General features: G+C 60.3%; 16 protein-coding genes and 1 pseudogene. 6 read left to right on the top strand and 11 right to left on the bottom strand.

Annotated elements, in window-relative coordinates; all coding sequences use genetic code 11:
* Positions 1 to 139: 139 nt before the first annotated feature.
* Positions 140 to 598 carry a GAF domain-containing protein gene (locus tag ABLV49_RS25320; RefSeq protein ID WP_349283115.1) on the bottom strand — a complete coding sequence of 153 codons (459 nt, stop codon included), beginning with the start codon at positions 596 to 598 and terminating at the stop codon, positions 140 to 142.
* Between the two features lie 128 nt (positions 599 to 726).
* Here ABLV49_RS25320 and ABLV49_RS26175 point away from each other — a divergent pair.
* A pseudogene (locus tag ABLV49_RS26175) lies at positions 727 to 950 on the top strand (IS630 family transposase); the annotation flags it as partial.
* 242 nt (positions 951 to 1,192) lie between these two features.
* Here ABLV49_RS26175 and ABLV49_RS25315 read toward each other — a convergent pair.
* Together ABLV49_RS25315 and ABLV49_RS25310 are read right to left on the bottom strand one after the other, a co-directional pair.
* Entirely contained in the window at positions 1,193 to 1,534 is a 342-nt protein-coding gene (locus ABLV49_RS25315; protein WP_349283113.1) for a helix-turn-helix domain-containing protein, read from the bottom strand.
* Between the two features lie 9 nt (positions 1,535 to 1,543).
* Entirely contained in the window at positions 1,544 to 2,884 is a 1,341-nt protein-coding gene (locus ABLV49_RS25310; protein ID WP_349283111.1) for a type II toxin-antitoxin system HipA family toxin, read from the bottom strand.
* Positions 2,885 to 3,465: 581 nt separating this feature from the next.
* On the opposite strand from ABLV49_RS25310, the gene ABLV49_RS25305 reads away from it, so the two are divergent.
* Entirely contained in the window at positions 3,466 to 4,479 is a 1,014-nt protein-coding gene (locus tag ABLV49_RS25305) for a tyrosine-type recombinase/integrase (protein ID WP_349283109.1), read from the top strand.
* A gap of 7 nt (positions 4,480 to 4,486) precedes the next feature.
* On the top strand, positions 4,487 to 5,644 hold the full coding sequence (locus ABLV49_RS25300; RefSeq protein WP_349283107.1) for a hypothetical protein: 1,158 nt from the start codon (positions 4,487 to 4,489) through the stop codon (positions 5,642 to 5,644).
* 150 nt (positions 5,645 to 5,794) lie between these two features.
* Here the strand turns inward: ABLV49_RS25300 and ABLV49_RS25295 are convergent, their stop codons facing one another.
* The 4 genes from ABLV49_RS25295 to ABLV49_RS25280 form a co-directional block, all read right to left on the bottom strand.
* On the bottom strand, positions 5,795 to 6,880 hold the full coding sequence (locus ABLV49_RS25295; protein ID WP_349283105.1) for an ABC transporter ATP-binding protein: 1,086 nt from the start codon (positions 6,878 to 6,880) through the stop codon (positions 5,795 to 5,797).
* 47 nt (positions 6,881 to 6,927) lie between these two features.
* On the bottom strand, positions 6,928 to 7,731 hold the full coding sequence (locus ABLV49_RS25290; RefSeq protein WP_349283103.1) for an ABC transporter permease: 804 nt from the start codon (positions 7,729 to 7,731) through the stop codon (positions 6,928 to 6,930).
* Positions 7,731 to 8,573 (bottom strand): ABC transporter permease, encoded by an 843-nt coding sequence (locus ABLV49_RS25285; protein ID WP_349283351.1) that lies wholly within the window; start codon positions 8,571 to 8,573, stop codon positions 7,731 to 7,733. Before ABLV49_RS25285 ends, ABLV49_RS25290 begins: the two co-directional genes overlap by 1 nt.
* A 97-nt stretch (positions 8,574 to 8,670) precedes the next feature.
* Positions 8,671 to 9,801 carry a polyamine ABC transporter substrate-binding protein gene (locus ABLV49_RS25280; protein ID WP_349283101.1) on the bottom strand — a complete coding sequence of 377 codons (1,131 nt, stop codon included), beginning with the start codon at positions 9,799 to 9,801 and terminating at the stop codon, positions 8,671 to 8,673.
* A 674-nt stretch (positions 9,802 to 10,475) separates the two neighbouring features.
* Between ABLV49_RS25280 and ABLV49_RS25275 the strand changes: the two genes are divergently transcribed.
* The 3 genes from ABLV49_RS25275 to codA are packed head-to-tail and all read left to right on the top strand — an operon-like array spanning position 10,476 to position 13,386.
* Positions 10,476 to 10,889, top strand: coding sequence for a hypothetical protein (locus ABLV49_RS25275; protein ID WP_349283099.1), 414 nt, complete (start codon positions 10,476 to 10,478; stop codon positions 10,887 to 10,889).
* Positions 10,886 to 12,130: a PucR family transcriptional regulator gene (locus ABLV49_RS25270; RefSeq protein ID WP_349283097.1), complete on the top strand. Its 1,245-nt coding sequence runs from the start codon at positions 10,886 to 10,888 to the stop codon at positions 12,128 to 12,130. Before ABLV49_RS25275 ends, ABLV49_RS25270 begins: the two co-directional genes overlap by 4 nt.
* Entirely contained in the window at positions 12,127 to 13,386 is a 1,260-nt protein-coding gene (gene codA / locus ABLV49_RS25265; protein ID WP_349283095.1) for a cytosine deaminase, read from the top strand. Before ABLV49_RS25270 ends, codA begins: the two co-directional genes overlap by 4 nt.
* 574 nt (positions 13,387 to 13,960) lie before the next feature.
* Here codA and ABLV49_RS25260 read toward each other — a convergent pair.
* From ABLV49_RS25260 to ABLV49_RS25245, 4 genes are read right to left on the bottom strand one after another with little or no spacing between them, the layout of a single operon-like run.
* Complete coding sequence (locus tag ABLV49_RS25260; protein WP_349283093.1) at positions 13,961 to 15,013, bottom strand: ABC transporter ATP-binding protein; 1,053 nt, start codon at positions 15,011 to 15,013, stop codon at positions 13,961 to 13,963.
* A gap of 1 nt (position 15,014) precedes the next feature.
* Complete coding sequence (locus ABLV49_RS25255; protein WP_349283091.1) at positions 15,015 to 15,824, bottom strand: ABC transporter permease; 810 nt, start codon at positions 15,822 to 15,824, stop codon at positions 15,015 to 15,017.
* A gap of 2 nt (positions 15,825 to 15,826) precedes the next feature.
* Positions 15,827 to 16,738: an ABC transporter permease gene (locus ABLV49_RS25250; protein WP_349283089.1), complete on the bottom strand. Its 912-nt coding sequence runs from the start codon at positions 16,736 to 16,738 to the stop codon at positions 15,827 to 15,829.
* Positions 16,735 to 17,673: an ABC transporter substrate-binding protein gene (locus ABLV49_RS25245; protein ID WP_349283087.1), complete on the bottom strand. Its 939-nt coding sequence runs from the start codon at positions 17,671 to 17,673 to the stop codon at positions 16,735 to 16,737. Before ABLV49_RS25245 ends, ABLV49_RS25250 begins: the two co-directional genes overlap by 4 nt.
* Between the last annotated feature and the right edge of the window lie 172 nt (positions 17,674 to 17,845).

The following is a 17,845-nucleotide window of genomic DNA, read 5'->3' as shown; positions in this document are numbered from 1 at the left end:
ACATGGAGGCCACTATGGAAAACGCAATCGAACACGTACCACCCGATCTTGGAATAGGGGTGTCATCGTCGGGCACAGCACACCCTTCAAATTGAAAGGGATTTGGGCTATCCGGGCGGTTACCTGATTTGCCCTTTGCCTAAACGCCAGCCTGCGGGCGGATGTAGGACCTGCTTTTTTCAAGCATCACGGCCACTTGCTTGCTGAGAAAATCAAGCATGTCCAGCTCTTCAGCTGCCAGCTTCCTGGGCTCACTGTCCAGAACACAAAGATTGCCCAACACCAGGCCGGTTGAGAGCACCAAGGGCGCTCCCACATAAAAACGGATGCCCAGCGGTCCAGTGACCAATGGGTTATCTGCGAATCTCGGATCTGCAGCCGCATCTTCCACCACCAAAATTCGGTCGCAAAAAGCCATGGCGCACTCGCAAAACGACTTGTCTTTTGGAATTTGCAGTGCGTCTAACCCGACCCGGGTCCTGAACCACATCTTGTCGCCGTCCTGCAGCGAAATCAGCGCAATGCGCCCCTGGCAAACCTGCAGCGCAGTGGTCGTTAGATCGACGTAGGCCTGCTCGTCATTGAACTGCTCGGCCACGATGCGGGCCAGGGCTTTGTTTTTTAACCTTTGAGCGTCAGAAAGTGTCATATGCAGCGCTCCCGTTGTTGATGATGACGAAGGTGTGACTGTTGAGCCATTATCTCAACAACAAAGCATGTCGTGGGAAGACGGTACGGCGCACATTTAAAAAAACGAACTCAAGCTCTGGCACGAGGTTCGCGGGGTGATACCCGCCCCAGGTAGCGGGGAGTTCATGGCGGCCATGGAGCGGGTGCTCGGCGTCTATAGCCGGCCCTTTGATGAGGCCCGCCCGGTGGTGTGCATGAACGAGACGCCGCAGCAGTTGATCGGGCAGACGCGCCAGCCCATCGAAGCCGCACCGGGGCGGGCACCTGCAACATCTTCATGCTCACGGGTGCTGGAGCTCGGCACTCCGGCCTGGGAAACCTGCCAGGCTGTGTACGTGAAGAGATTTCCGGAAGCCCAATTCATGACTTCAACTGGGCGACTTCAGGTTTGTCGCCATCGAGCTCAACGGTGCCCGCCAGGTCGCCGGCTTTGGAGCGGCGCGCTCAATCGACGAGGAAGAAGTCCGGCGTGCCTTGGGGCGGCAAGTCCGTGACGCAGGCATCAAGCCTGGTCGGGCAGGTGCCCGTTCGCTGTGGTGTTTGTTTGTGCTGCAGGGGCGTTCGGGGCGGCGCGCACGACGCCAAGCTTCAGGCCAAGGACGCCGAAGATGCGGCCCATCGTCTGAACGCTTCCCTCGCTGCGCTCCTGCTCTATGTCCTGCAGCGTGCGAAACCCCACGTCCGCAAGCTTGGCGAGTTCCGCAGTAGTGAGCCGCATCGTTTTCTTCAGGTGCCGGATGGCCTCGGGCAGGCTCCATTCCTGGTGAGCCAACACATCTTCGACAGCCTTGCGGCGCAGGTCCATTTGCTGCACCAGCGTCAGTGCGGCATACCGTTTATCCATTGGCGCGTCTCACACCAGAGCGGACAAACGTTCGGCCTGCCCCACAATTCCAGGCCGCAAGTGGTTCAGGACTTCGCGGTCCAGGCCCATGGCGCTGCCCTGCTGCGCAATTTCCAGCAGCGCTGGCACCATGGCCTTCAGGCCCGCGACCAAAAATTCCCGACGCACGGCAGGGGTCGCCTTTGCCCGGACCCGACGCCCCTTCGACGGAACCTGCGCGCCGATTTCGCAGACCCGATCGACCACCCGGCGCCAATCCGGGCGCCCGCCATCGTTTTCGGCCCACCTGATGCGCCGGGCAATGCCATCCGGGTGCATGTACATGGGCGCGAAGTCATAAAGCGGCGCAAGCCGCACCCCGCCCGCGAAATCTCGTTGCAGGGCTGTGTTTCGGGCGTGGTTGTCCTTGTTGCCAAGCGCGAGGTTGGCCACGTCACGCTTTATGTACTCGAGCACCTCCGCCTCGGGGTCCGCGCAGCGCGCCATCAGTTCTCGGCACACCTGGTCATGGCTGGGCACGGCCCCGAACCCGGGAAGGCCCGTCAGAGACGCGATGCTCTCCTGGGCTAGGCGTACCACCCGCCCGCCAGGCTGCACGGCCCTGTCGAACCGCCGGATGAACAAGGCTTGCTGCTTGAGCGCCAGCGAAGCATGCACGCGCAGGCCCAGTCGGCGCGCAAGCTCCATGTAGGGCGCTTCATGCCGCAGGATGCTGGCCAGGGACGGGTTAGCGCCTCGCCCGAACTTGACGATGTAGTGCTCGCGCGCCTGGTCATCGGCCAGGGTATGGTCTAGGTAAAGGAGCCCGTCGTGGGCTCGGGTGAGCAGCACCTTGGGCCACTCGCCTTGCACGCCGGAAGAGCCCGCGACAAACAGGCCGTGCGACGCCAGGAATTCCGTGAAGTCTTCGCTGCGGGCCGCCACTTCGGCGTCGGTAAAGCCGAGCGTTGCTCCCGCATGATGCAGGAGCCACTGTGCCGCTTCCTTGACGCGCAGGTTACCAATGGGATTGCCCGCCCCGGCTTGGAGCAAGCGCCAGTCCGCGCCTTCCGCCATTGTTGCTGGCAGGCCGATGCGTCGCAGCAGTTCCTCACGTCCGAAGCCCTGAGGAAGCATGTCGATGAGAAAAACCGGCCAGTGCGGCAACTCCACAGGCTCGAGTCCAACCGCAAGCTGGCACGACAGCGCGTGGGCGTCGCGCGCATGGCCATGATTCACCACCCATTCGACCGCGTAGCCTGAGTAAGTTTTAGCGCGCCATCCATCCTGCTCTGGTCCGATAAGCGCGACTGTTGCGACATCGTGCCATGAGTCGTCGCAAAAAAGTTGAATGGTGCAGTTGTCATTCATTTACACGAAATTATAGGTTTAATGTACAAATAAAACGAACGACTAAGCATAGAAAACCGTGTTAATAGTGTCTCCAAAGGGTGCCTGTCTGCTGCTATCGAGCCGGCTATTGACCAAATCCGGGCGCACCAAGGATGAGGCACCACCACACAATCCGAGGCAGCCCGGTGGTCGTTGCCGGAGCGCAGCGCCATCGCTGGTTCATCGTGCCGGCTCGCCTGTTGGGGTTCGGACGGCTCAGGCCACTTGCGCTCTCAAGCCTTGCGTTTGCGCATGCCATGGTAGGCGCTCAAGATCTGGCCGGCCACCACGTCCAGCCCAGGCGGGGCAATGTCCTCCTTGCCTGGTCACGTTCATACTTTGCATGAGTATCGGTTAATTAATTGCATTTACAACAAACATCCTTCCCGATACCCCTGAACGACCTTTTCTCTCTCCCGTCCCCGTGCCTTAAGGGGAGCGAAGGGGAAATGAGGAAGTCCAAAGTCGGGCTTCGCTTTTCAAGAGGAAGGTGGCATGGGGCGGGTATGATTTGTGGGGTCGGCTTGTTGTAAATGCAATTTTTATCGAGGAGCCATCGGATGCTTGATGTGACCGCTGTGGATCCCGGCGCGTTCTTTGCGTCCTGGCAGGCCGCCCGGCTCGTCCGCACGGACCTCAAACCCATGGGCGCGGCCGGCTTGACGCAAGCTTCTCTGGTCTGGCGTCACTGGCTGGCGTTTTGCACGGTGCACGGTGTTGCTTGGGATGCGGCGCGCAGCGTCGATATCGCCACGTTTTGCCAAGCCATCAGCCCGCGCTCGAGTGTCAAGAAAACCTCACCCGTCACGCGGCGCCGGTACTGGCGCGTGCTTCGTGACCTCTACGACCATGCGCTGGCGAGCCGCCTCGTCGAGTGCAACCCGGCCGAGGGCGCCCAGCCGCCGGCCACCGAGCGCGTGCCTTCGCTGGCACTATCTCCTCCCATGTGGGCCGCGCTGCACGATGGTCTGCATGACGGCTTTCCCGGTGGCGACGACTTCAAGGCTAGGCGCAACCGCCTGGCGCTGCTGCTCATGATGCGCGCGGCGCTCACCGTGCGCGAGATCATCGGCTTGACGCTGGACTGTGCCCGGCCCTGCACGGAGTCGCCTGAAAGCCCTGCCGGGTCGGGCCTGCTTTATCTCCTGCGCGTGCGCAAGGCGGGCGGCGGACACGAACGGGTGCTCCAACTCGATCCGGAAACCAGCCGGGCGCTGCACGCCTGGCTCGAGGTGCGCCCCGTGGGCCTTCCTGCCCTGCATCCGGGCAGCCGCCTGATCGTGGGCGACCGCATTGGGCGCTCCATTGCGCCCAACGGCCTGTACAACATCTGCCAGGCGCATCTGGCGCGCTGCCTGGTGGAAAAAGGTTTCTTGGACGCGCCCAATCCCATGGCTACGCTCGATCCGGGCGCCTTGGCCCACATGGGGCCCAACACGCTGCGCAACACCTGCATCGCCATGTGGTTCAACGCCGGCGTGCCTTTGCAAGAGATCCAGCGCCGCTGCGGCTTCAAGGACGCCAGTGTCATGAGCCGCCTGGGCGCACACCTGCTAAGCCCTTTTCCGCTTTGAAAGCCGGATGATGCATCCATCGGGAACCCCAAGGAGCCAAGACGCGGCGTTTGAGCAGTTGTGGCGCCAGGTGTGCGCCTCGCGCGGCACGCCCGCGCCCGATCCGGTGCGGCTCGCCGGCTTCACAGAAGGGCTGGGCCCGCTTGAGCGCGAAAGACTCGAAAGCGTTTTGTCGCTGGCGGCGCGGGGCCGGGAGCAGCCCGGCGAGTTGAGCGTGCTCAGCTGGGCCGCAGCCTGCACGCGCCCTGCCCTGTTGGACCGGCTGGCCGCCCACAGCCTGGCCTTCACCAGTGCCGGCCTGTTTGCCTGCGGCCTGGCGCTGCGGCAAGAAGGCTGGGACATGCAGCAGCGTCTCGCGCAGCTGCAAAGCAACCCTGGCGACGTGGACACGCTGCGCGCCTGGCTGACCGCCACGTTGCCCCTGGGAGCCGGTCAATCGCAAGCGGACCGGCCAAAAGAGGCCGGACCCGACATCCCTGAAGACACGGCCGTGGACACGCCATTGTTTCCCTGGCCCGATGATGCTGACGACCACGGCTTGCCCGGTGGTCAGGCGCCCGGCTGGGAGGACGAACCCAAGGACGAGATGCCGGATGCGGCCGCGTCAAATCTGTCAGCCGCTCTCCCCGCGCTGCCCACCCGCTTTGCGCGCCAGCGGCCGGAAGCTTTTCCCAACGCCTCTGGCTCGGCCAGCGCCGGGCATTCCCCGGACGAGAGTCGGCTGCGCCTGCGCCTGTTCGGCAAGGCCGCGGCGCACACGCTGGAAGTTACCCCGCACCGCCGGGGCGGCGACTATCTGGGCGTGCACGTGGTGAGCATCGACTCGGCCCATGCCCTGGGCAGCGGCGGGGGCTACGCTTGGGAGCGCAAGCTGGTAATCCAGCTCACCCCCGAGGAAATGCCCGCCGCCATCGCGGTCCTGATGAACCTGAGCCCTTCGGCCCGATTTGGCCAGCACGGCGTAGAGCGCGACAAGTTTGTCGAGCTGCGCCGCCAGGCGGACGGCCTGGTGGTCGTCACCGGCCAGGGCAGTTCGGTCTATGCCGTGCCCGTCAGGCCGGCGGCGGTGTATTACCTGCTGGGCCTGTTTGCTCGGGCCATGGCCCGGGGCATGCCCGGTGCCGGCCTGGCCGAAGTGCTCGCGCTGGTCAAGGCCAGCCAGTGAGGCGGCAAGCCCACCAGCGTGTGCGTGCATCGCTCACGTCATCCAGCCTTTGGAACTCGAAATCGCTCGAAAATCACAAAAATCCCGGCCCGGTCAATTGACATGCTTCCTGGAAGCAGGTTTCGCGGCCTCTCTTACTGCCTCTTTGGACTATTCGGTCACAGGGAACAGTTGCGCTGCGCTGGCAGGCCAGGACGCATGAACCATGTCGCCAATCTTCACCCCCACCCGGTCATAGACAGGTTCGGGCACACTGACCTTCATTTCATCGCCATTGGGCAGTTCGAGATATAGCGTTACCATGCTACCGACGAATTTGTAGCTCAATAGCTTGGCGCTTACCTGGTTCTCTTCCTGCGGCTGCAGGCCCAGCGCGATCTGGTCGGCATTGACAAAGAAGTCGGTTTCCATCCCCGGCCGGGCAGTCACACCGCCGGTCGATGCAGTCATAAACCCGAGCGGCGTATGCAGCGTGGCAACGCCATTGGCCACCGTTTCGACAGCGCCGCGCAGGATATTCACATTGCCGATGAATTCCGCTACGAAACGGTTTGCTGGCTGGCGATAAATATCCTTCGGAGCGCCGATCTGCTCGACCTTTCCCCGACTCATCACCACGACACGGTCGGCCATCGAGAAAGCCTCGGTCTGGCTGTGGGTGACATAGATGAAGGTGATACCGAGTTCCCGCTGCAACGAGCGCAGCAAAGCTTGCATGCGCACGCTCAAGTGCGCGTCGAGCGCGCTGAGGGGTTCGTCGAGCAGCAGCACCTTGGGCTCGGTGACCAAGGCGCGGGCGAGCGCGACGCGCTGGCGCTGTCCGCCCGACAGCTGGGAAACGTTGCGCTGGGCAAACTCGCCAAGTTCGAGTTTCTTGAGCCAAGTCTGCGCCCGGGTGTGACGCTCGTGCTTGCCGATGCCGCGCATCTTGAGTCCGAAGGCGACGTTGTCCAGCACGCTCAGAAAAGGGAACAGCGCCAGGCTCTGCCACACCAAGGGAAGATCGCGCTCCCATGCCGGCAAGCCGTTCTGAGACTTGCCATCGAGCCGGATTTCACCGGTGGTTGGCTGGTCCAGTCCTGCCAGCATGCGTAGCATTGTCGTCTTGCCGCAGCCACTCGAACCCATGATGGCGAGAAATTCGCCGCGTTCGATACTGAATGATGTTTCGGTTACCGCCGAGTAGTCGCCAAATCGCTTGGTAACTCGGTCGATCTCAAGTAAATGATTTGTCATGATTGCCTAAAAAAACAGATTGCCGGACGGGGTCTGACCCCTTTGCGTCATTGCTCGGACTTCTTGGGGCGAATAGCCTTGCCGAGACCTGAGAACGCCATGGCAAGGACCACAAGCAAAATGGACGTGGCGAAAATGACTGTGCCGATAGCGTTGATGCGTGGGCTGACCTGTCCCTGCAGGAACACGAGCACCCGGACTGGAACTGTCTCTTCCAGGCCAGACACGAACCAGGCGACTGCGAACTCATCGAACGACACCGCCGTCGTGATCAGGAAAGCGGCGATCAGACTTTGCTTGCTGAACGGAATGACAACGTGCCACAGCGTCTGGCCAGCATTGGCGCGCAAGTTCCACGCGGCCTGTTCAAGAGACGGGTCCATTTGCGACAGACGCAGCCGGATGATCGCCATCGCGAATGGCAAGCCCGTGACGATGTGGCTGATCAAGATGGCATAGACGTTACCTGCCAGGTTGAGGCGCGACAGATACGACAGCATGGCCAAGCCCATGATCACGGCGGGTATCGTCGGCGGCAGCATCATTAAAAGGTTGAACACGCTCTTGCCGCGAAAGCTAAAACGGTAGTCGCTGTAGGCTGCCGCGAAGCCCAGCAACGTAGAGAGCAACCCGGCCGGGATGGCCACGCCAATGCTGCGTTTCAAGGCGTCAAGCACCATCGGATCACTAAAGGTTAGCCGATACCACTCGGTGGTGAAGCCCTTTAACGGTAAAGAAGGAAAGCGGTCGGCATTGAACGAGAACACCAGGCTCGCGATCAATGGAGCCAGGATGAAAGCCAGCACCAGCAGCATATACAACCGGCCCGCGTTGCGCACGAAATTCCACATTATTTGCGCTCCTTGTAAGCGTAGCCCACGGCAAGCAGAGAAGTTGCCACCAGGGTGACGATCATTGCGATGGCTACCACCGCCGCGCGGGGCCATTGCTGCCCGGACTTTGTAGTGTCAATGATCAGGTTGCTGAGCGTGGGCGAGCCGCCGCCGCCGAGATAAGTCGGGCTGACGAAATCGCCGAACGAAAGGATGAAGGCGAATAGCCAGGCTACTACCAGCGAAGCCTTCATCGCCGGGATCACCACTTCAAACAGCGTGCGCCATGGTCCGGCGCGCAGGTTGCGGGCAGCCTCGATGAGTACGCGATCAATCTGGCTCATGCCCATCACCTGGATCAATACGACCAGCGGCATGCACAACGTGAGGTAGCCTACCAACGTACCGAAAGAATTGTTGAGCAGAGGCAACGGTTCGATGCCCAACTGGGTCAGCAGTGCGTTGATGATGCCGTTGTCGGCAAGGAACACCTGCCAGGCATAGGCCCGCACAATGTAAGAGGTAAAAAATGGCACAACAAGCAGCATCACCGCGATGCCGCGGGCGCGCTCGGACAAGTGGAAGGTGATGCTGTAGGCCGCTGGCAGCGCGAGCAGCGAGGCCAGAAAGGCCGCACCGAGCGCAAGCTGCCACGTATAGCCATAAGCGGACCAGAAGGTATCCCGGGTCATCATCGTGACCCAATTCTTGAAAGTGAAGTCCGGTTCGAGCCGAAAGTTCTGCACTGACCAAAATGAAATGACGACCAAGAATAACAATGGCAGCGCGAAGAAGGCTAACTGCCATAGTAGTGGTGGACCTATCAACGGCCAGCGCCGCTGATTTACTTGCTTTGTCATTATTTTTGCTCCTGCACAATGGATGCCGATGGCGGCGATGAAATCAGTCCTCGCGCTATCGGCGGCCACTTGGGTCAGCCGCCAGCGCGCAAAGTGATCAGGCCCGCATCTTGTAGGTCGACCAGAAGTCGTTCCAGTCCTCGATCGGCTGCTGGCGAGGCAACTCACGGAACCGGATCTTGCCCGAACGAATGTCGTCGAGGCAGCTATGCCCGGTCAGCACCATGCCCTGCCGTTTGGCTTCGGCTGGGTCTGAGGCATTGAGCATTTCCCAACCCTTCTTGTTCGGAATCATCGCCGGGTAGGCAGCCATGCGCGCTGAGGCGACCTGTCCCTTGGCCGAAGTGATGTACTGGATGAACTTTTTCGCCAGCTCCTGGTTCTTGCTGGCCTTGCCGATGGAAAACGATTCAGTCCATTGCAAGCCGCCCTCGTCAGGGACTACCGAATCGACCTTGGCACCGGATTTTTTCAGTCCGCCAGTGATCCAGTCGCCGATACCGCACATCAGATGGATCTGGCCGCTCTTCAACCCGCCGTACGTACCGCCGTAGTCGAAGAATCCGGCGACCTGCGGACGCAAGGTCTTGACGGTGTCCTTCAACTTTGAGAACTGCGCTGCGCTGAGGTCGAACGGACTCTTGTTGCCATTGAGCATGCTGATCTGGCCCATGCTGGGCAGGTACCAATCGAAGTGGCCAACCTTGCCCTTGTAGGCTGGGTCCCAGAACACCTTGTACGACCGAGCCTTTTTCTCCGACACCGCATCGGTGTTGTAGGCAACGCCGAGAAAGCCGAAGCGGGTCAGCACCGAATACAGGTCATTGCCCTGCCAGTGACCGGAAAATTTCTGGAATTCAGGAAAGAAGTCGTCGAATGGGTAATCTTTCGGATTGAGCTTCTCCAGGTAACCGGCTTTTTGCAGCGGCGGTACGTATTCCGCATCGGAAAGAATGAGATCGTAGGTTCCTACAGGCGACTGCGAGATCAAAGCAAGCATGTTGTCGCCGCCGGTGTAGTACTTCGGCTTGATCTTGCAATTGTTCTTCGCCTCGAATTCAGCCACGATGTCCGGCTCGCCGTGTCCGTACCACGCGAGCATGTTCAGCGTAGTCGGCGACTGCGCGCGCGCAGTGCCGCCAATGAAGAAACTGGCTGGCACGGCAGCGGCGCCAGTAGTCTTCAGGAAATTTCGCCGATTGAATCCAGCGCTGTTGTCAATGCTCATAGTCCTCGTTCCTTGGGTAATTTTTTCCGCCTGAATTTCGGCATATGCCAAGCCGGATTGGCGGCAAATTGGAATCGGGCTTGGCGAAGCTAGACGCAAATCCTGTGCCAAGCCAGATTAGGCAAATTGAAACCTGGCCAGATGCGCTATCAAGCTTTGATGATGATGTGCACTGACGCCCTTGGGCAAGAAGGTCACATTTCGGTTGCAGTGCTTGAAGATCACCGGGATGTTGTGTGCGCTGCAGCGGCATGCGCCTGACATGCCTTCGGGCAGCATGTCAGGCTTGAGGATGTCCTTATTGGGTTCATTTCCAGCTCCGAACCATGCCGCTTTAATTACTTGATGAGCGTCGTGCGGTTAAAGCCGATCTTGGGCAGTGCTTCAATTGTGCAGAACGTACATAGTCTTTAGTAATCTTCAGCTAAGCATACTGCCTCTTTTAAAGCCGACCATATCAGTTCAGCACCGAATTGTTGCTTGTCGCACCGTGATGATGCGCCGATAGATATTCTTGCTTGCACATGGTGCACATCTTGACCTAGAGAGCATAAAAATGTTCACTATGCACAAACAATGTTGTTTTTTCCGACTAATCTGAGATGCCAGGCACGCGTTTTTCATGGCACACAGTTTGCAATGTCTCTGGTATTGAGATCACCTAAGTTGAAGACATGACCCAAGCACCAGACTTTCATCACAACTGCTTATTGAGTGAATTACCACCCGCATCCCGAATAGGCCTGATGTCCACGTCCATCTTGCTGTTCAGCTTCGCCTTCTTCATGGTCGTTAAGTTTGCTGGAAGCAAGATGGGCATGGCTTACAACTTTAAAACCCTGATCGAGGCATGCATCACCGGTAGCCTGCTGCTGGGCCTGTACGCTGCGGTGCTGGGCTCAATCGCCTGCCACAGTAGCCTGAATTCGATCCTGACGGGCCGCTTTTGTTTCGGTGAAATCGGCAGCACGCTGTCGTACTTTCTGCGAGGCTTCACTCAGATCAGGTGGTACGACTGGGGCACGGCGGCGACCATCGCCTTGGTACTGGTCAAGATGCTGGACGTTACAGACGGTGCCAACGTATGAGCCTGAGCGTTCGCGATGTCCTGCTCTTGCCCCGGCTCCAGGCCATGCACCTGCGCGCCGGGCAGGCTGGCGAGCAGCACACCGTGCGCTGGCCCTATGTGGCAGAAAGTGATTCGATCGCAGAATGGGTGCTTGGCGGCGAACTGGTGTTTGTCACCGGTATCAACCAGTCCCGCAATGAAGCCAATTTGCGGCAACTGGTGCGCGAAGCGCATGAGCGGCGATGTGCCGGACTGGTCATCCTCACTGGCCCGCTGTATATCCGCCACATTCCTGAGAGCGTGCTGAGCGAGGCCGACCGGTTGGGCGTGCCACTGATCGAACAGCCCTATGCCCTGCCCTTGATCGTGGTGACCGAGGCCATCGGCTCGGCTCTTGTGCAGGCGCAGCTGCTGGGCAGTTCACGCCAGCAGCTCATCGAGCAACTGCTTGATGGCAACCTCGCCGACACCCTCGTTCTGGCCCACCGTGCCGCCAGCCTGGCTGTCGACCTGCGCCAGCCGCGTCAAGTGCTGGTTCTCCAATTGACCGGCACCGCACCGCTGTTTCGCTCGTCAGCCCCCGAGACCGCCGAATCCCTGCTGCAGTCTTTCCAACAGGACGTGCTGCAGCAACTGACAAGCTGCCTGAATGCGCTAGGACAGCCTCTGCCCGTGGTCAGCCAGGCCGAACAATGGATCGCCCTGCTGCCTTCGGGCGACGCTGATGCACTCGCCTACAACCGCGCCATCGTCGAACAACTGCTGCGCACGCTCAACGAGGGCGACACGCTACTTCGTGTTTTCGCCGGACTGAGTGCCGCCTGCGCTCAGCCCACGGACCTGCCGCGCGGACTCGGGCAAGCCCGCCAGGCGTTGATGGCCGCCCAGTCTTTCCCGGAACGACTGGGCCTGTGCTGCTTTGAAGAACTAGGCGTGCTCGAACTGCTGGTAGCTATCCGCGACCGCAATCTGCTAGACCGCTTCGTCAACGCCACCCTGGGCTCGTTGCTCCAGCACGACTTGGCCCATCACGCCGCGCTCACCCAGACGCTGGAAGCCTGGACGCAGGCCAACGGCAACCTGGTGGCCGCCGCCCAGCGCCTGGGCGTGCACCGAAACACCTTGAACTACCGCATGCAACAGATTCAGAGCCTGACCGGTCTGGACCTGAATGACGCCCAACACCGCCTGAACATTGCCATTGCGCTGATGATCTGGCGACTCTCCCCCCATACCCCCACCATGAGAACCCCTGTATGAACCACATCATCAACGCTCGACTGCGCGGCCGCCCTGGCCTGTTTACCCTGTACTGGCTTGACGGCCTGATCAGCGCTATTGAGCCTCAGGAAGGAACCCTGCCCAAACCAGAGGCGACAAGCGATGGGCTCGATGCCGGCGGCAAGCTCGTGATCCCCCCGCTGGTCGAGCCCCACATCCACCTGGACGCCGCGCTGACGGCAGGCGAACCCCGCTGGAACCTGAGCGGCACCCTGTTTGAAGGCATAGAACGCTGGGCCGAACGCAAGGCGCTGGTGACCTGTGAGGACACCAAATCCCGGGCTCACCGTACCATCCGCATGCTGGCCGCTCACGGCATCCAGCATGTGCGCAGTCATGTCGATGTCACCGAACCTGGCCTGGGCACGCTCAAAGCCATGCTGGAAGTGCGCGAGGAGGCCCGCCCCTTGATCGACCTGCAGATCGTCGCCTTCCCGCAAGAGGGCATCGAGTCGTATGCCAACGGCCGCGCGTTGATAAGCGAAGCGGTCGCGATGGGGGCTGACGTGGTCGGCGGCATCCCGCATTTCGAAAACACGCGTGACCAAGGGGTGTCATCCATCCACTTTCTGTTGGACCTGGCCGAGCGCCACAATCGCCTGGTCGATGTGCACTGCGACGAAACAGATGATCCGCATTCGCGCTTCCTGGAAGTGCTGGCCGAGGTGACCCGCGTGCACGGCATGGGCGCGCGCGTGACGGCCAGCCACACCACGGCCATGGGCTCTTACGACAACGCCTACTGCTCCAAGCTCTTTAGGGTGCTCAAGCAGGCAGGGCTGAGCTTCATCAGTTGCCCGACGGAAAGCATCCATCTGCAAGGGCGTTTTGACAGCTACCCCAAACGCCGTGGCCTGACGCGCGTCCCCGAACTCGACCGGGCGGGCCTGAACGTATGTTTTGCGCAGGATTCCATCGTGGACCCCTGGTACCCGCTGGGCAATGGCAACATCCTGCGCATTTTGGACGCAGGGCTGCACATCTGCCACATGTTGGGCTATGAGGACCTGCAGCGTGGATTGGACTTCGTGACCGAACACAGCGCCAAGGCAATGGCGCTAGGCGAGCGTTATGGCATCGAAGTTGGTCGTCCCGCGAATATGGTGCTGCTCTCGGCAGATAGTGACTACGAAGTGCTACGCACACAGGGGCATGCGCTCGTGTCAATCCGCCACGGGAAAGTGATCATGCGCAGGGCGCAGGCAGAGGTGGCATGGGAACAAGAAAGCGCCTGACACCGGCTGATAAAACGGTGACCTTGCCTGTGATCTCGACGCCAACAGAAAACGGCTTTTTTGCTGTACCTCGTGCACCGAGTGGTGGTCGCCGTCGAGGCGTTGTAGCTTGCCAATGCCGGCAGGCAAAACGAACATTGGCTTGCGCGGCTTTGTCGGCGCTGGCCACGGCCGTGGTGCCGATGTAGGCTGCGGCCAGCGCCCGTGCTTTTTCAAAACCGGGTGCGGGCACGTTGACCTGATGACCTAATGACCTGCGTGCGTAATTTATTTGACGAAGGCTACGCCCATATTTCCGGCGCCGATAGCGGTGACGTTAATAAACCGCAAGGTCGCGGCCCATACGCTGTGGGTTCTTCTCAACCATCAACTCGGCCGGACCGGCCTACAGCTCGATGGCTTGGTTTCATTTTGAAAGTTGCACATCGCGTTAATAATGGATTTCTTTGGGTTGCTTGCCTGATATTTCCTGACGCCTTGAACACATTTTGTAGAAGGCTCAAGAACCCTAATGTTTGGGGAAAGGATCACCTGATCCGCACCGGTTCTCATGTTCGCCCGGCAGAGCACAGCGCTAAGCGAGTACGAAACAATCCTCGGCACGCCAAGTCAGACTCAGCCGCTGCCCTGGCTCGGCACAAGGAACTACTTGTACCGAAGCGGACGAGACGACAAGCAAGTCGCCTGCTGCAGTCACCACCTCATGCTCGATCACCGGACCGAGGTAAGTGGTCGACTTCAAGGTCACGTCCAGTGCATTGACATCTCCGCAATCGGCAAGGGTGAGACGGGCATTCTCGGGACGAAAGCACAGAGCTGAAGCAATCCGGGGCACAGCACCGTCGACAAAGCGCAGCTGGCAACCATCGAGCGACTCGAAGCAGCCTGGTGCGGTGGCGCGCCCTTCGATCAGGTTGCACTTGCCGATGAAGGTTGCGACGAAACGCGATGCCGGACGCTGGTACAGGTCTTCAGCCGAACCGAGCTGTTCAAGCCGACCCTGGTTCATCACACCGATGCGATCGGCAATAGCCATCGCTTCTTCCTGGTCATGCGTGACAAACACCGACGTGATGCCCGCCTGTTGCTGGAACTCGCGAATCTCTGTGCGCATCTGCTTCCTCAGCTTGGCGTCGAGCGCCGAGAAGGGCTCATCGAGCAGCAGCACTTCGGGCTGGGCTGCCATGGCACGCGCTAGCGCTACACGCTGCTGCTGCCCGCCGGACAACTCCTTTGGGAGCCGATCGGCATGCTTGTCGAGTTGCACCCAAAGCAGCATTTCATTCACACGCTTGGCGATGCGTGCCTTGTCCCAGCGGCGCAGGCGCGGACCGAACTCAATGTTCTGCGCCACCGTCAGGTGTGGGAACAACGCGTAGCCCTGGAACACCATGCCGACGTTGCGCTTGTGCACTGGCACGTGCGTGACGTCGCGTGCTCCGATATGCATCGTTCCCGATGTCGGAGTGATGAAGCCGGCGATCATGCGCAGCGTTGTCGTCTTGCCGCAGCCGCTGGGGCCAAGTAGCGCGAGCAGCTCTCCTTCACGGATATCGAGGGATGTTTCCTCGACAGCAGAAATTTCACCGTAAGTCTTGCGGATCCTTGAAAGTGTGACGCCAGCCATATCAAAATGCCTTTCCGAGGTTGACGAAACGGTCCGATATCAGGAGCGCTGCACCGATGACCGCGATTTGCACCGTAGCCACCGCGGCGATGGTTGAATCGAGGTTCCATTCGAGGTAATTGAGGATCGAGATGGGCAAGGTGGTCTGGCCGGGTCCGACGAGGAACAAGGACTTTTCAAGGTCCGAGAACGAGGCGATGAACGCGAACATCGCTGCCGCAATCATGCCGGGCCGGATCGTCGGCAGCGTGACCAGAAAGAAGGTCTGCAGCGCATTGGCGCCCAGGCTGCGCGCAGCCTCTTCAGACGCGGCATTGGCCGTCACCAGGGACGCGCACACCAGTCGCATCGTCCACGGCAGCGCCACCAGCGTGTGGGCGATGACCAGGCCGTGGAACGTGGCGGCAAACTGAACACCAGCCATCATCTCGATCTGAATGAAATAGATGTACACCGCCGCGCCGGCCACGATGGCCGGCACGTACATGGGTGACAGCAGCAACTGGCGCACGGTCTCGCGGCCGGGGAACGCAAAGCGCTCGATCGCCAGTGCAGCCGGCACGCCGAGCAGCAGGGAGCCCAGCGTCGCGCAGGCGCCGACCTGCAAACTGGTCGCAAAACCCGAAGCGAAGTCCTGCAGGTCCCACGCCCGCACAAACCAGCTCAGCGTGTAGCCGCTCGGCGGAAAGGTGAGGATGCGGTCGGAAAAGAAACTTGCCCACACAATGACCAGCAACGGTGCGATGACGAAGGCGAAGATCAGCGTCACGAAAGCCAGATATGAGAATCGACCGATAGAAAAGCGTTTCATGATTAGAAATACTTTCTACTGAGGAATCGGGTGGAGACAATGGTGAGGAGCACGGTGGTCAGCATCAACATGCAGGCCAGGGTCGAGCCGAACGGCCAGTTCTGAACCTTGGCAATCTGCTCGTAGACGACTGGCCCCATCATCTGAATGCTCGGCCCCCCGATCAGCACCGGCGTTGCATAGGCGTTCATAGCGAGCGCGAAGCAGATTGCCGCTGCGGCAATAAGGCCCGGCATTGACAGCGGGAGCACGACGCTGAGCACGGCGCGCAGCGGCGACTGGCCAAGCGACATGGCGGCTTCCTCAATATTCGTTGGGATGGCGTCGAGCACGCTTTGCATCGTGATAATGGCGAATGGCAGCAGCACCGAAACGAGGGCGATCACGACGGCCGTGGGCGTGTACAGGATCGCTATCGGCTGCGCAGTGAGTCCAAGGGCAATGAGAACTGTATTGGCCACCCCCTTGGTCCCCATCACAACCATCCAGGCCGCCGATCGCACAGCATTGCCGAGCAGCAATGGCAGTACCGTAAGGATGATGAGCCAGCTTCGCCGCTTCTCGGATCGTGTACGCGAGATGCAGTACGCGGCTGGGAATGCGAGCAGCAGGACAATCACGGTTGACAACCCGGCGATACGTGCGGTGACACCGAGCACCTTCTGGTAGAAGGGATCGGCAAAAGCCCGCGCGTAGTTATCGATGCTGAACACCCCCAGCATCAGCTTTACCGGGTCGTACAGGTCGAAGCTGTAGCGAACGATCAGGGCCAGCGGAGCGAGCATGAACAGCGCCACCAGCAGCAATGCCGGAATGACCAGCGCCGGCGTCGTGCGGCGACCACGCACGACGCCGGTCGCACCGCTGATTTCGCCGCCCGACCCTACGCCGCCGATCACAGCCGACACGCTCATCCCTTGAACTCCTTGTTCCACCACTCCTGCCACTTGCCGAGGTTTTTCGACTGGTAGCCGTAGTCAGGGTTTTGCAGCGTGGCTTGCTGCGCTGGCGTGAAATCGATCGCCGCGCGCAGATCGTCAGACATCTGGGCATTGCTTGTGGCTGGCGCATACATCGATGCCGTTGAGTAACCTCCGAGCGCTGCCGGATCGAGCAGCGAATTGAGGTAAAGGTAGGCCGCATCCTTGTTGCGCGCGCGCTTGGGGATCGTCGCACCAAACATGATCGTCACTGCACCTTCTTTCGGGTACGACGAACGCACCGGCACGCCATCCTTGGCCCACTGCGCGATGCGCGCCGAGTAGTTAGCCGATATCCACACGTCTTCATTGGCGAAGGCCGCAGCGAGTTGCTGGTGTGTCGGATAGATCTTGGGCTGCATGGTCCGTTTCATCTCGGCCAGCTTTAAAAAGCCAGGGTCGACCTTGTTCATACTGCCGCCGCCGGCCAGCGCTGCCATGTAGATCCAGTTGTAATAGCTCTGATCAAGCACGCCGAGCTTGCCGGCATACTTAGGATTCCACAGTTCGGCCAGCGAGGTCGGTGGCTCCTTGATGAACTTCGGGTTGTAGGCGAGCGTGACGCCGCCGAACACCCAGGGCACAAAATACGGCGCGCGCAGTCCTGGCCGCACATTGGCGTAGTTCGGAATCTTCGCCAGGTCGAGTTGTTCGAGCACGCCTTGTTCGTTGAGGTCATAGGCGTCGCCGGCACTGAAATGCGCCACATCGATGCTGCCACGCGGCAGGCCACGCTCGGCGAGCAGCTTGGTCTTTCGCTCGGGCTCAAGGTTGAGCGCGCGCACGATCTTGATTCCCTTGCTCTCGACCAGCGGCGCCTCGACGAAGCGCACTGTGCGGTCATTCCAGTCGCCACCCCAGTTACTCACTACAAGTTCTCCAGATTGGGCCCACACGGGTCGGCTGGCGACGGCCAACGCACTTGCTGCGCCTACCCCGAACAGTATTTCGCGCCGACGGGCATTAGGAATGCACAAGCTATCTTTATCGAACATGACATACCTCAATCTATGAATGATTCTGACTTTAGGGAGAACTTAT

This window comes from Polaromonas hydrogenivorans, assembly GCF_040105105.1.
In the GTDB taxonomy this organism is placed as follows: Bacteria; Pseudomonadota; Gammaproteobacteria; order Burkholderiales; family Burkholderiaceae_C; genus Polaromonas; species Polaromonas hydrogenivorans.
This window is presented reverse-complemented; position numbering and strand designations above follow the sequence as displayed.

What these genes read in the sequence shown, in the direction of transcription:
- ABLV49_RS25315 (WP_349283113.1), bottom strand. Translation starts at nt 1,534, where the DNA reads ATGGATAAACGGTATGCCGCACTGACGCTGGTGCAGCAAATGGACCTG.
- ABLV49_RS25310 (WP_349283111.1), bottom strand. Translation starts at nt 2,884, where the DNA reads ATGAATGACAACTGCACCATTCAACTTTTTTGCGACGACTCATGGCAC.
- ABLV49_RS25305 (WP_349283109.1), top strand. Translation starts at nt 3,466, where the DNA reads ATGCTTGATGTGACCGCTGTGGATCCCGGCGCGTTCTTTGCGTCCTGG.
- ABLV49_RS25300 (WP_349283107.1), top strand. Translation starts at nt 4,487, where the DNA reads ATGATGCATCCATCGGGAACCCCAAGGAGCCAAGACGCGGCGTTTGAG.
- ABLV49_RS25295 (WP_349283105.1), bottom strand. Translation starts at nt 6,880, where the DNA reads ATGACAAATCATTTACTTGAGATCGACCGAGTTACCAAGCGATTTGGC.
- ABLV49_RS25290 (WP_349283103.1), bottom strand. Translation starts at nt 7,731, where the DNA reads ATGTGGAATTTCGTGCGCAACGCGGGCCGGTTGTATATGCTGCTGGTG.
- ABLV49_RS25285 (WP_349283351.1), bottom strand. Translation starts at nt 8,573, where the DNA reads ATGACAAAGCAAGTAAATCAGCGGCGCTGGCCGTTGATAGGTCCACCA.
- ABLV49_RS25280 (WP_349283101.1), bottom strand. Translation starts at nt 9,801, where the DNA reads ATGAGCATTGACAACAGCGCTGGATTCAATCGGCGAAATTTCCTGAAG.
- ABLV49_RS25275 (WP_349283099.1), top strand. Translation starts at nt 10,476, where the DNA reads ATGACCCAAGCACCAGACTTTCATCACAACTGCTTATTGAGTGAATTA.
- ABLV49_RS25270 (WP_349283097.1), top strand. Translation starts at nt 10,886, where the DNA reads ATGAGCCTGAGCGTTCGCGATGTCCTGCTCTTGCCCCGGCTCCAGGCC.
- codA (WP_349283095.1), top strand. Translation starts at nt 12,127, where the DNA reads ATGAACCACATCATCAACGCTCGACTGCGCGGCCGCCCTGGCCTGTTT.
- ABLV49_RS25260 (WP_349283093.1), bottom strand. Translation starts at nt 15,013, where the DNA reads ATGGCTGGCGTCACACTTTCAAGGATCCGCAAGACTTACGGTGAAATT.
- ABLV49_RS25255 (WP_349283091.1), bottom strand. Translation starts at nt 15,824, where the DNA reads ATGAAACGCTTTTCTATCGGTCGATTCTCATATCTGGCTTTCGTGACG.
- ABLV49_RS25250 (WP_349283089.1), bottom strand. Translation starts at nt 16,738, where the DNA reads ATGAGCGTGTCGGCTGTGATCGGCGGCGTAGGGTCGGGCGGCGAAATC.